At 70.8% G+C, this 13266-nt stretch carries 10 protein-coding genes; 8 read left to right on the top strand and 2 right to left on the bottom strand.

What is annotated here, in order from left to right; translation table 11 throughout:
• Positions 1-119: 119 nt before the first annotated feature.
• The 8 genes from ACIHAR_RS07980 (at position 120) to ACIHAR_RS07945 (ending at position 9594) form a co-directional block, all read left to right on the top strand.
• A complete protein-coding gene (locus ACIHAR_RS07980; protein WP_400017837.1) occupies positions 120-1316 on the top strand; it encodes a lipid II:glycine glycyltransferase FemX in 1197 nt (398 codons plus the stop codon).
• Positions 1241-2983, top strand: coding sequence for a murein biosynthesis integral membrane protein MurJ (gene murJ / locus ACIHAR_RS07975; protein WP_365452919.1), 1743 nt, complete (start codon positions 1241-1243; stop codon positions 2981-2983). The genes ACIHAR_RS07980 and murJ overlap by 76 nt, the downstream gene beginning before the upstream one ends.
• 23 nt (positions 2984-3006) lie before the next feature.
• On the top strand, positions 3007-3690 hold the full coding sequence (locus ACIHAR_RS07970) for a response regulator (RefSeq protein ID WP_400017834.1): 684 nt from the start codon (positions 3007-3009) through the stop codon (positions 3688-3690).
• Between the two features lie 122 nt (positions 3691-3812).
• Positions 3813-5243 (top strand): ATP-binding protein, encoded by a 1431-nt coding sequence (locus tag ACIHAR_RS07965; protein ID WP_400017890.1) that lies wholly within the window; start codon positions 3813-3815, stop codon positions 5241-5243.
• The gene (locus ACIHAR_RS07960; protein ID WP_400017832.1) at positions 5240-5824 is read left to right on the top strand and encodes a hypothetical protein; all 585 of its coding nucleotides are present in this window, start codon (positions 5240-5242) and stop codon (positions 5822-5824) included. Before ACIHAR_RS07965 ends, ACIHAR_RS07960 begins: the two co-directional genes overlap by 4 nt.
• A gap of 469 nt (positions 5825-6293) precedes the next feature.
• Complete coding sequence (locus tag ACIHAR_RS07955; protein ID WP_400017830.1) at positions 6294-7448, top strand: S1 family peptidase; 1155 nt, start codon at positions 6294-6296, stop codon at positions 7446-7448.
• Positions 7449-7860: 412 nt separating this feature from the next.
• The gene (locus ACIHAR_RS07950) at positions 7861-8730 is read left to right on the top strand and encodes an alpha/beta fold hydrolase (protein WP_400017829.1); all 870 of its coding nucleotides are present in this window, start codon (positions 7861-7863) and stop codon (positions 8728-8730) included.
• 276 nt (positions 8731-9006) lie between these two features.
• Positions 9007-9594, top strand: a complete 588-nt coding sequence (locus ACIHAR_RS07945) for a hypothetical protein (protein ID WP_365452934.1) — start codon at positions 9007-9009, stop codon at positions 9592-9594.
• A gap of 133 nt (positions 9595-9727) precedes the next feature.
• On the opposite strand, the gene ACIHAR_RS07940 is transcribed toward ACIHAR_RS07945, so the two are convergent.
• The gene (locus ACIHAR_RS07940; RefSeq protein WP_400017826.1) at positions 9728-12085 is read right to left on the bottom strand and encodes a glycoside hydrolase family 65 protein; all 2358 of its coding nucleotides are present in this window, start codon (positions 12083-12085) and stop codon (positions 9728-9730) included.
• Positions 12082-12819, bottom strand: a complete 738-nt coding sequence (locus ACIHAR_RS07935; RefSeq protein ID WP_365452940.1) for a beta-phosphoglucomutase family hydrolase — start codon at positions 12817-12819, stop codon at positions 12082-12084. Before ACIHAR_RS07935 ends, ACIHAR_RS07940 begins: the two co-directional genes overlap by 4 nt.
• Between the last annotated feature and the right edge of the window lie 447 nt (positions 12820-13266).

Below are 13266 nucleotides of genomic sequence, written 5' to 3'. Positions count from 1 at the left end.
CGGCGGTTGGTGAGGAACGGTCATGGTCCCGTCACATTCGCCGCGTGGAGCGGTCACGGGCCGCTGTGAGCATCCTCAGCGTCCCCGTGACCAGCCGGGGAGAAGGTGAGGCTCAGACCGTGTCAGCACTGCTCGTACCGCCCGGCCGCGCCCCCCGAGCGGGGCAGGGACCGGTGTTCCTCGGGCCCGTCACGCCCGAGGCCTACCGCGCCTTCCTGGCGTCACCCGCCGGCCGGGCCCTCCGCCCCGGCTTCCTGCAGTGCCCCTCCTGGGCCGACGTCAAGGAGGGCTGGCGCGCCCAACTGCTCGGCTGGGGAACGGATCCGGGACCGGGTGCGCTGAGCGGCGTGGCGCTGGTGCTGCTGCGTCAGTTCCCCGGCACACGCAAGTACTTCGCCTACCTTCCCGAGGGACCCGTGGCCGACTGGGCGGATCCCGACGTCGACGCCTGGCTCACGCCGCTGCTCGACCACCTGCGCGGCGCGGGCGCGTTCGCCGTACGCATGGGCCCCTCGCCCGCGTACCGGCGCTGGGACGCCTCCACGCTGAAGCCGCTCACCGGACCGGGCCGCCGGCTGGGCGACGTGCTCGCCAGCGAGGTCGACCCGCTCGGCACCGCCGTCGCCGAGCGGCTGCGCGCGCGGGGGTGGCGCCGCTGCGGCGGTGACGGGTCCGCGGACGACGGGGACGCCCAGCCCCGCCACGTCTTCCGGATACCGCTCGCCGGACGCACCCCCGACGATGTGTGGTCGGGACTCAACCAGGAGTGGCGGCGCAACATCCGGCGCGCCCGGAAGGAAGGCGTGGAGGTCGTCGTGGGCAGCGCCGCCGAACTCCCCGAGTTCTACCGGCTGCTGGGCATCACCGAGCGGCGCGACGGCTTCCGGCTCGGCCGCTCCCTCGCCTACTACGAGCGTCAGTACGCGGCGCTCAACGCCGAGGAGCCGGGCCGGATGAAGCTGTATCTCGCCCGTCACCGCGGTGAGATCCTCGCGGCCCACACGATGATCACGGTGGGGCGCCGGGTCTGGTACCAGACGGGCGCCTCGGCCGACCACCGCCGCGAGGTACGGCCCTCCAACGCCCTGCAGTGGCGGATGCTGCTGGACGCCCACGCCCTGGGCGCTGACGTCTACGACATGCGCGGGGTACCCTCCACTCTCGACCCCGGCGAACGTGCGTACGGACTGCTGCGGTGGAAGCTCGGCACCGGCGGACAGGTCGTCGAGACGTTGGGGGAATGGGAGACACCGTTGGGCGGCACCACCAACCAGACGCTCTACCGCGCCTTCCAGGCGTACCTGAACCGCCGGTGAGCGCCACGACGGGGACCGGTACGGGCAGCACCGCGTCCCGGCCGGACGACGAACGGGCCGGCGACGGCGGCGCCGGTGCGAAGGCGGCGTCCACGGCACGCAGCAGTGCCGTCATGGCCGCCGGGTCGGTCGTCTCCCGGGGCACCGGTTTCGCCCGCTCCGCCGTGGTCGCGGCGGCGCTCGGCACCATCGGGTCGACCGCCGACGGCTACGCGGTCGGCAACTCGCTGCCCACCATCGTCTACATGCTCCTCCTCGGCGGCGCGCTCAACGCCGTCTTCGTCCCCGAGCTGGTCAAGGCGGCCAAGGAGCACGTGGACGGCGGCGTCGCGTACACCGACCGGCTCGTCACGGTCTGTGTGGCCGCCCTGCTGGCGATCACCGCGATCGCGGTGTGGGCGGCTCCCGCGATCGTCGACGCGTACACCGACTACAGCGGCCAACAGGCCTCGATGACGACCGCGTTCGCCCGTTACTGCCTGCCGCAGATCTTCTTCCTCGGGCTGTTCACCCTGCTCGGTCAGGTCCTCAACGCACGCGGCCGGTTCGGCGCGATGATGTGGGCGCCGGTTCTCAACAACCTCGTCGTCATAACCGTGTTCGGCCTGTATCTGGCCTTCGCCACGGGCGGCGGGGACACGCTCAGCCCGACCGAAACGGCCCTGCTCGGCTGGGGGACGACCGCCGGGATCGCCGTCCAGACCCTCGCCCTCCTCCCCGCGCTGCGCGCGGCCCGGTTCCGCTGGCGGCCCCGCTTCGACTGGCGCGGCAGCGGACTGACCCGCCCGTTGCGGTCGGCCTTCTGGCTGGTGCTGCTGGTGCTGGCCAACCAGGCCGCCTACTGGGTCACGACCCGGCTGGCCACGACCGCGGGCCTCGAAGGCGGCCCGGGATACAGCGCGTACAACAACGCCTACGTCCTGTGGGCCGTACCGCACGGCATCATCACGGTGTCCCTGGTGACCGCCCTGATGCCCCGGATGAGCGCGGCCGCCGCCGACGGGGACACCGGCGCGCTGCGGCGCGACGTCTCCCAGGCCCTGCGCACCTCCGCGTCCGCCGTCGTACCCGCCGCGTGCATGCTGCTCGCCCTCGCCCAGCCGGTGATGGCCCTCGTCTTCGGGTACGGCAGAACCAGCACCGGCGACACCGCGGCCATGGCCGGGATCCTGATGGCCTTCGCGCCCGGACTCCTCGCCATGTCGGGCCAGTACGTGCTGTCGCGCACCTTCTACGCGCTCTCCGACACGCGCACCCCGTTCCTGCTCAACCTGGTGATCGTCGCCGTCAACGCGGGACTGTCCGTGGCAGCCGCCCACCTGCTGCCCGCGCGCTGGGCCGTGACCGGCATGGCGGCGGCGTACTCGGTGGCGCTGTGCGCGGGCTGGGCGGTGACCGCCCGGGTACTCGGCCGCCGTCTCGCCGTCGCCCGTCCGCTGCGCTCGACCGCCGTGGCCACGCACGCCCGGCTCCTCGTCGCCGCCGTACCCGCCACCGTGCTGGGCCACCTCGCCGCGCTGGGCGCCGCACGGGCGGGAGCCCTCGCCGCCGCAACCGCCGGTGCCGCCGTCGTCGTGCTCACCTTCGCCGTGCTCGCCCGCCCGCTGCGGCTCACCGAACTCGACGCCCTGCTCTTCGGCCTGCGCCGGAGACTGACCCGGTCCTGACCACCACCGAGGGAGAACTGCTCATGCCCCGCGTGCTCCTCATCGAGGACGACCCTTCCGTACGCGAAGGAGTCGAACTCGGTCTGCGCCGCCGTGGACACGAGGTACGGGTGGCCGCGACCGGCGAGGCCGGTCTCGCCGCACTGGCCGAATTCCGGCCCGATCTGATGCTGCTGGACCTGATGCTGCCCGGCATGAACGGCGTGCAGGTGTGCCGACGGGTCCGCGAGCGGAGCCAGCTGCCGATCATCATGCTCACCGCCCGGGGCGACGACTTCGACGTGGTGATCGGTCTGGAGGCCGGTGCCGACGACTACATCGTCAAACCCGCCCGGACCGAGGTGATCGAGGCCCGCATCTGCGCCGTGCTGCGCCGCATCGACAACACCGGCCAGGGCCGCACGGCCGTCGAGGTCTACGGCGACCTGGCCATCGACCGGGCCGGACTGAATGTCACCAAGTCCGGCAGGCGCCTAGCGCTCGCCCCCTCGGAACTCAAGCTGCTGCTGCATCTGTCCGCCGCTCCCGAGCAGGTGTTCAGCAGACAGCAGCTGCTGGAGCACGTGTGGGAGCACAGCTTCCACGCCGACGCACGACTGGTCGACGCCTGCGTCGCACGACTGCGCGGCAAGATCGAGGACGAGGCGGGCAGCCCCCGCTACATCCAGACGCTGCGGGGCTTCGGTTACCGCTTCGGACCGCTGTGACCCCCGGCGCCGGCCTCGCGCGGCGGCTTCTCGGCGCACGCACCGTCCGCCGCCGCACGGCCGACGACGGTACGACGCCCGCGCACGCTCCCGCAGGGCGCGCGCGGGCCAGGGCGTTCGGGCTGCGCACCCGGCTGGTGTTCGCCTTCCTGCTGGTCGCCGCCGTCAGCGCGGGCACCACCTCCGCGCTGACCTACCGCGAGGCCCGCAACGCGCTGCTGAAGACGGCCCAGGACACCGCGGTCTCCTCGTTCCGCGACCAGGTCCAGCAGACCAGCTGGGTCCTGCCCGTGCAGAGGGAAGGACTGCAGGAAACCCTGCGTTACATCGCCCGCAGAGCGAAGCCGCACCCCTGGGTGGTGTTCGCGGAGTACGGCTCGGTCCGCGCCTCCTCCGGCGAGAACCCCGTCTCCACCGTCATCACCCGCGACCTGCGCCGCGCCGCGCTGGCCAATCCCCACGGCAGCTTCGAACGGGTCGTCAAGGACGGCGTGCCCTACCTGACCATCGCCATGCCCACCGTCTTCAGAACCGGCCCCGAGGGCCTGCTGCCCAGCGGGCTCATCCTCTACGCCGTGATGCGGATGACCGACGAACAGGTGAACGTCGACGCGCTCCTCATGGCCGCCCGCGACGGTGCCCTGCCCGGTCTCGCCATCGCGCTGATCCCCGGCCTGATCGCCGCCCGCAGCGTGCTGCGCCCGGTGCGGGACCTGCGCAAGGCCGCGCAGAGCATGGGCAACGGCCAACTCGACACCCGGATCACGGTCCGCGGCAGCGACGAACTGGCCGACCTCGCCCGCACCTTCAACGAGTCCGCGGCCCGACTGGAGACCTCCGTGCGCGATTTGCGCGAGGCCGAAGCACGCGCACGCCGCTTCGCCTCCGATGTCTCCCACGAGCTGCGCACCCCGCTCGCCGGAATGCTCGCCGTCACCGAGGTCCTCGACGAGGACGCCGACCGGCTGGACCCCGACACCGCCCGGGCGGTCCGCCTGGTCAGCGCCGAGACCGGCAAACTCGCCGTGCTCGTCGAGGACCTGATGGAGATCTCCCGCTTCGACGCCCGCGCGGCCGAACTCAACACCGACGAGGTCGACGTCGCGCAGACCATCGGCAAGACACTGCACAACCGGCACTGGGGCGACGACCGCGTCCGCACCGACCTGCCTCCCGGCATCCGCGCCCGGCTCGATCCGCGCCGCTTCGACATCGTGATCGCCAACCTCGTCGGCAACGCCCTGCGGCACGGCGGCGCACCCGTCACCGTCAGCCTGCGCAGCGAAGCACGCCCCTTCGGCCCGCCCGTGCTGGTCACCGAAGTCGCCGACAGCGGACCCGGCATCCGGCCCGACGTGCTTCCGCACATCTTCGACCGGTTCTACAAAGCCGACGCGGCACGCACCCGGTCGGCGGGCAGCGGCCTGGGGCTCGCGATCACCCTGGAGAACGTGCGGCTGCACGGCGGAACCGTCCGCGCCGGGAACCTCCCCGGCGGCGGCGCCGTCTTCACCGTCGAAATCCCGCTCCACCCGCAGGAGGCCGACGGATGAGACGTACGCGGACGTGCCGGCTTACCGGCGCGGTCGCCGTCGCGTCGGGAATGCTGCTGATCGGCGGCTGCGGCATCCAGGAAACCGCCGTCATCGAGGCGGGCGGTCCCGCGTCCGTCCAGGCGCCCGTCGACCGCGACTACGAAATGCTGCTCTTCTTCCACTCCCGCGAAGGCGGGATCACTCCGGTGATCCGGTCCACCGCGTCGATGATCGAGTACGGTCCCGAAGGAGGCATGGTCGACGGCCAGGCCGTACCCGTGCCGACGGAAAAGGTGATCCTCGCGCTGCTCTCCGGCCCCGCCGAACTGGACCGCGAAGCGGGGCTCACCACGTCCCTTCCCCCCGCTCCGCCGGCCGGAGCACTCCAGGTGGAGGTCTCACCCGGCAGCGATGAAGTCACGACCGACCTGCCCATCGCGCTGGACGGACTGAACCGGACCGCACTGCGCCAGCTGATCTGCACGATCGCCTACAGCCACGACGCCGACGGCCGGACCACCGTACGACTGATAGGCACGGACGGCATGTCGACATCAGGAACCTGCGACCTGGACCCGGCGTTGCAACGGCGATCTTGACAACCAGCACGCCATCCCCGACGGGCCGTCACACACACGGACCGGCGGCCCCTCACCACCGCCGGGCGAGCGAGAAAGACACGTCGAGAGGATCGTCTCCAGGGGCCCTTCGGCTCGGGCAAAAGGTCCGCCGTCGGCGGTGAGGGTCCATGCGGCCTGGCCCTCGTGCATCCGCTCGGAGCCGATCCCGATCACTGGGTCCACGCCTTGCTCACCGAGCCACCCCGAGGTCAGCAGGGACGACGCCGACCGCGTTGCCGCAGGCGAGATATACGCATTCACGCGACAAGCCCCGACGGGTCGTCACTTACCGCTGAAAGCCGGTCTGCCGTAGCTGTGTGAGCGGCCCCACCAGAAGACGGACGACGGACGGCCAGTTCTTGGTATGGACCTGCCAAGTAAATGGCTCTAGCCTTCGGACGGCGCCCTGAGAGCGCTCTCACGCCTTTGACCCCCACCAGGAGGCCCCGTGAAACGCACCGCCACGCTGCGCACTGCGGCAGCGGCCCTGCTGCTCGCCGCCGGGCTCGGCACCGCCCACGCCGGCGCCGCGAACGCCGCCCCCTCGACCACCCGCACCGAGGCCACCGCCTCCGTCTCGCCCGGACTGCTCGACGCCATGCAGCGGGACCTCGGCCTGACCGCGCCGCAGGCCGAGAAGCGGCTGCGCGCCGAACGGGCCGCCGCGGACATCGAGAAGGCGGCCCGCACCACCGCCGGACACGCCTACGGCGGCTCGTGGTTCGAGCCCGCCACGGGGCAACTCGTCGTCGCCCTCACCGACCGCTCCAAAGCACCCGAGGTGCGCGCACTGGGCGCCGACACCCGCCTCGTGCGGCACAGCGCCGAGGTCCTGGACAGGGCCAGGTCACAGCTGGACAAGCTCCCCGCCCCGGCCGGTGTCGCCGGCTGGCACGTCGACCCCGAGGCCAACGCGGTCGTGGTCACGGTCGTGCGCGCCGAGCGGACCGCCCCCGCCGTCCAGGCGTTCGTCGAGCGGGCCCGCCGCAGCGGCCCCGTCACCGTCGAGCAGACGGCCGAGGCGCCGCGCACCTACGCTGCGGGGACGGTCGGCGGAGACCCGTACTACACCGGCAACGTCCGCTGCTCGATCGGGTTCTCCGTACACGGCGGCTTCGTCACCGCCGGCCACTGCGGGCGGGCCGGAGCGGCCGTGCGCGGCTGGGACGGCTCCGCCATGGGGACCTTCCAGGGCTCGTCGTTCCCCGGCGACGACTACGCCTACGTCAGCATCCACAGCGGCTGGTGGACCGTGCCGGTGGTCCTCGGCTGGGGAGCGACCCCGGACCGTCTGGTGCGCGGCTCGGCGGAGGCACCCGTGGGCTCGTCGATCTGCCGCTCCGGCTCCACGACCCACTGGCGCTGCGGCACCGTCCTGGCGAAGAACGAGACGGTCAACTACAGCCAGGGCGCGGTGCACCAGATGACGAAGACAAGCGTCTGCGCCGAGGGCGGTGACTCCGGTGGCTCGTTCATCAGCGGGGACCAGGCGCAGGGCGTGACCTCGGGTGGGTGGGGCAACTGCTCCACCGGCGGTGAGACATGGTTCCAGCCGGTCAACGAGATCCTCGCCCGCTACGGTCTGAGGCTGCACACCGCCTGACAGCGACGGCCGGGGTCTGCCGGGGACGGTGTCATCGTTCCCGGCAGACCCCGGCGCGCGGCATGCGGCCGGACCGCGTCAAGGCTGGAGCTCGAGCTGGTGGTGGAAGCGGGCGTCGACGTCGCCCGCGACGCCTCCGGCACGGTGGCGCCGCCCCGCACGCCCGCACCGCGCCCGTCCCGACCTCTCCCCCGCCGACACCGACCCCGACACAGCACCGCTGGCACATGCGGAAATTGTGTCCACGGCGCCCGCGGGGGCAAGAGGAGAGCTGTGTCGGTTCAGCACTCGCCGGCGAGAGGGCCGGCTTGCGCAGCTTGCCGGCCCGGTGGTCCTCATGGGCGAGTGAGGAGTTGTCCCGGGCCGACAGGTGCCGTGGACGGTGCATCAACGAGGGCGGGAGGTTCGGGCCTTGTTCGAGGGCTTTGAGACCAGGCGGGTGGAGGTCGACGAAGCATCGGTCTTCGTTCGCTACGGCGGAGAAGGGCCGCCGGTGGTGCTGCTGCACGGCCACCCCCGGACGTCTGCGACCTGGCATCGCGTCGCCCCGCTCCTCGTCCGACGCGGTTTCACCGTGGTCTGTCCCGATCTGCGGGGGTACGGCCGATCCACCGGCCCGGCGCCTACCGCGGACCACGCGGGATACTCCAAGCGGGCCGTCGCCGGTGACGTGGTCGAGGTGATGCGCTCCCTCGGCCATGCCCGGTTCGCGCTCGCCGGGCACGACCGCGGAGGCAGTGTCGCGCTGCGTCTTGCGCTCGATCATCCCGACGCGGTCTCGCGGGTGGCGCTGATCGACTGTCTGCCCCTCACCGAGCACCTGTCCCGCATCACGACCGAGTTCGCCACGCAGTGGTGGCACTGGTTCTTCTTCGCCCAGCCGGACATCCCCGAGCGGGTCATCAACGCCGATCCGGACAGCTGGTACCGCGGCGATCCCCAGAAGATGGGGCCAGAGAATTACGACGAGTGGCGCTCGGCCACGAGAAACCCTGACGTGGTGCGGGCGATGCTGGAGGACTACCGGGCCGGCCTCACCATCGACCGGCGGCACGAGGAGGACGACCGCGTCGCCGGGACACAGATCCGGTGCCCGGCACTGATCCTCTGGTCGCTCCGAGACGACCTCGAGGATCTGTACGGGGACCCGGTGAAGATCTGGCGGCAGTGGGCTGCGGACGTACGCGGCCACGGCATCGACGCCGGGCACCACGTGGCCGAAGAGGCTCCGGAACCGCTCGCATCCTCCCTCGCTCGTTTCTTCGCCGGATGGCATGAGTAACGGCGCTCCCCCGGCACGACAACCGGCACACGCACGGCACCGGCTGCACTGCCGAGTCCGTGGGCCGGTGACGACGCGTCCAGGGCGGCGCGGTCCGGCCCCCAAGGGGCGAGCTCATCGTCGAACTCACTTCAAACACGACCGGCGGGCCTTTTCGAACTCGTCGACGACTGAGGTCAGACTCGGGGGATGAGAGAGCTCAGGGGTGTTGACACCGGAATGCCGCATGCGCAGTTTCTGGCGGCCGAGCACTGGAGTTTGCTGGCGACGCGGAGCATGACGTGGCAAGAGATCTTCAGCCGGACCGGGACGTATCTGACGGTGCTGTCAGCCTCGGTGGTGGCGCTCTCGCTGGTGGCCAACGCAACCCGTTTCGGGGCCGGGTTCACGACGTTCGCGTTGCTGGTGCTGCCGGTCGTCCTGCTCGTCGGGTTCGGGACGTACTTCCGGCTGATCGAGGCGGACATCGAGGACACCTGGCTGATCATCGGCATGAACCGGCTGCGGCACGCTTACGTAGAGCTCGCACCGGAAATCGAGCCGTACTTCATCGCGAGCCACCACGACGACCCACCGGGGATCTGGACGACCTACAGCTTCCGGCGCCGGATCGGGGTGACGCACTGGCTGTCCGGCTCACCCGTGGTCATCGGCGTCACCAACTCCGTCGTCACCGGCGTGCTGGCCGCGGTGGCCTGCGAGGCCGCCGGCGCCGGGGACACCCTGCGGACCCTGGTCGCCGCCGCCACGGTCATCCTGACCGCGGTCGTCCTCGGGTTCCTCGGCCTCCGCAAGGTGCACGAGGTGTCCCGCAGCTATCAGCCGCGCTTCCCCAGTGACGAAGCACGACGGTCGGCGGGTTGAGGCGGCCTGAGTTCTGCTGTTCGGCAGCGACTCGAGCGGCCGGCCGAGTCTCTCACCGCCCGCTCCGTGGGCGCTTCGATCTGCAGGGCATCGACCATGCGCGCCGCGGTCGGCGGGCACCTCTTCGCCGCCGTCACTCCCGTCGGGGGCTGCCCTGCCCGGGCCAGCAGTTCGGCGGCCGTTTCGGCGACGGTTGGGCAGGTGTGTCGGGTATGGGGCACCGCGTGGGCGAGCCGGTCACGAGCATGACCACGTCGCCGTGGTGGCAGATCGACATCGGCTCTCCTGCGAGCATGACGTAGGTGGCGTCCCCCTCCGTGATCTCCACCCGGAGGCAGCGGCCCCAGATGTATATGTGGAATGCCAGGCGGCTGAGTTTTTCGGGCAGCCTGGGTACGAACATCAGGGTGTCCTCGTTGTGCCGCATGCCTCCGAAACCGCCGACCAGAGCCATCCACGTGCCGGCCAGCGAGGCGATGTGCAGCCCGTCCCGGGTGTTCATGTGGAGGTCGTTGAGGTCTATGAACGCCGCTTCGACGGCGTACTCGTAAGCCATGCGTTGCTGACCCACCTCCGCTGCGATGACCGCCTGGCAGCAGGCCGACAGAGAGGAGTCGCGCACGGTGAAGGACTCGTAGTACGCGAAGTTGCGCGCCTTGTGCTCCGCGTCGAAACAGTCGCCGCACGTGTACATGGCCAGTACGAGGTCCGCCTGCTTGACCACCTGTTTCCGGTAGATGTCGAAGTAGGGGAAGTTGAGCATCAAGGGGTACTGGTCGGGGCGGGTGGCGGCGAAGTCCCACGGCTGGCGGTCGGTGGACCCGGCGTGCTGTTCGTGCACCCCCAGGTCCTCGTTGTAGGGGATGTGCATCGAGTCCGCGGCGGTACGCCACGACGTGGCCTCCCGGTCGTCCGCGCCCAGGGCCGCCGCTTCGTCGGGGTAGCGGTCAACAGCGTGGGCGGCCCCGCGAAGGTTCCTCGCCGCCATGAGGTTGGTGTAAGTGTTGTCGTTGACGATCGCGCTGTACTCGTCCGGTCCGGTGACGCCGTCGATATGGAATGCGCCGCGGTGGTCGTGATGGCCCAACGACATCCAGAGCCGGGCGGTCTCCACGAGCAGTTCCACACCGCTGTTGCGGGCGAAGTCCTCGTCGCCGGTCGCGGAGACATAACGTATGACCGAGTCGGCGATGTCGGCGTTGATATGGAAGGCCGCGGTACCGGCCGGCCAGTAGGCGCTGCATTCCGAGCCGTCGATGGTCCTCCAGGGAAACGCGGCCCCGCGGAGTCCGAGTTGGCGTGCGCGGTCACGCGCTGCGGGCAGCGTGCTCTGCCGCCAGCGCAGCGCTTCGACGACGGCGCCGGGCGAGGTGTACGTGAGCAGCGGCAGCACGAAGGCCTCGGTGTCCCAGAAGGTATGACCGTCGTACCCCGTGCCCGTGAGCCCTTTGCCGGGGATGGCGCGCTGCTCGGCACGCGCACCGGCCTGCAACACATGGAACAGGGCGAAGCGAACGGCCTGCTGGAGTTCGTCGTCGCCGTCGACCTCGACGTCGGACCGTGCCCAGAAATGCTCCAGGTAGGCCCGCTGTTCCTCCACCAGGCCCTCCCAGCGCGTGCTGCTCGCCGCCGCGAGCGCCGCTTCGACCTGGTCCCGCACTGCCGGAAGCGACCGCATGCTCGACCAGCCGTAGGCGACCATCTTCTCGATCCGCAGTTTCTCGCCCACCGCCAGCTGCGCCGTGACGGTCAGGCGTGCGACGTCCGCGGTGCTCTCGCTGCTGGTTCGTGTCCCGGGGGGTCCGTCGACGGTGTGGTCGGCCGCCGTCGCTATCCGGAGCTTGCTCCGGCGAGTGGAGTGCACCAGCAGCAGCCGGTTTCCCGACGCGCGGTTCTCCTCGGGCTCGAGCGGCGACTTCAGGCTCGCGGCTGCGCGGGGATCACCCGAGACCGCCGGCAACTGTTCGTTGGCGATGAGTTCCGACTGGACGACGACGCGCACGGGGGCGTCGACGGCCTCGACCTCGTAGGCGACGGCCGCGATCGCACGCTGAGTGAAGGAGACCAGCCGGGTGGAGTGCACGCGCACGGTGGAACCTGCGGGCGAAGTCCATTCGCAGTGGCGGCGCAGCAGACCGGCACGCAGGTCCAGTGTGCGCTCGTGGCTGTGGAGCCTGCCGTAGCGCAGGTCGAAGGGCTCGTCACCGACCAGCAGCCGGAGCACCTTGCCGTTCGTGACGTTGATCGCCGTCTGACCGGATTCCGGATAGCCGTATCCTCCTTCCGCGTACGGCAGGGGGTGCGCCTCGTAGAACCCGTTGAGGTACGAGCCGGGTATCCCGTGCGGCTCGCCCTCGTCGAGGTTGCCTCGCCAGCCGAGGTGACCGTTGGACAGCGCGAACACCGATTCGCTCTGCGGCAGCAGTTCCAGTCTGAGTGGTGTCTCCTTCAGACTCCAGCGGTCCACGGAGAAGCAGGACTCTGTGATCATTCCGAATCCACCAGTTCTGAGATGTCCCGCACGACGACGTCGGCGCCGTGGGCGCGCATGGCGTCCCCCTGACCCGCCCGGTCGACGCCGATGATGAAGCCGAAGCGGCCCGCTCGGGCGGCGTCGATCCCGGAGAGCGCGTCCTCGAAGACGGCCGAGGCCGAGGCCGTGGAGCCGAGGTCGTGGGCGGCGGCCAGGAACATGTCGGGGTGCGGTTTTCCGGGCAGTCCCCGTTCCTCGGCGACGAGCCCGTCGATGCGGACGTCGAACAGGTCCTCCGCGCGTATCGATCGCAGAACCTCGCGGCAGTTGGCGCTGGAGGACACCACACCGGTCTTCAGTCCGAGCCGCCTCGCCTCGTGGATGTAGCGCAGGGTGGTGGGATACGGCTCTACGCCCTCATTACGGATCTTCTCCAACAGCAGTTCGTTCTTGCGGCGTCCCAGGCCGTGGACCGTGTCCTCCTGCGCGCTGTCGCCGGGGAGGCCCTCCGGGATCTCGATACCGCGGGAGGCGAGGAAGCTCCGCACGCCGTCGGCGCGCGGTCTGCCGTCCACGTATTCGTTGTAGTCGTGGATGTCGAACGGCCTGAAGTCGGCTCCGTGCCGTCGGCGCAGGAAGGTGTCGAATGTCTCCCGCCAGGCGGCCTCATGCACCGCGGCGGTCTTGGTGATGACACCGTCCAGGTCGAAAAGGCACGTACCGATCGTTTCCGGCAGACCGAGGTGCGTCATGGTGCGGCCCTTCCTCGGAGCGGGGGCCGGCATCCGGCGGGCAGGGACGAAAAGGACCGACCGCCACTCCGTCCGAGCGCGTATCCCACGATCCTCCCGACTGCGATCCGCCGCAACAGAGGAGGACGGACAGGACGGTCCGAGCACACCGGTCGGCTCTCCCGGAACCACCTGCTCCCCGTACAGCATCGACCACGGCGCGGTTCAGGGCGAGGAAGGCCTCCCTCCGGTCGCGGCCGTCGCGTCGGTACAGCGCGGACGCGACGGCGTCGTGCCCAGCGGCGAGGGCCGCGATGCGGCGCGTGTCCGCCGCGTCCGCGGCGGTCGGCACACCCGGCCTCGCCGAACCGGCTGACGCAGGTCACCTGGTGACCCCGGGCAACGGCCTCGGCGGCGATACGGCTGCCGACCATACCGGTGGCACCCAGCAACCTCATCCTCCCGTAC

This window comes from Streptomyces sp. NPDC052016 (genome assembly GCF_044548445.1).
Taxonomy (GTDB): Bacteria; Actinomycetota; Actinomycetes; order Streptomycetales; family Streptomycetaceae; genus Streptomyces.
Note: the sequence above shows the minus strand (reverse complement) of the source record. Positions and strands in the feature narration are given on the sequence as shown.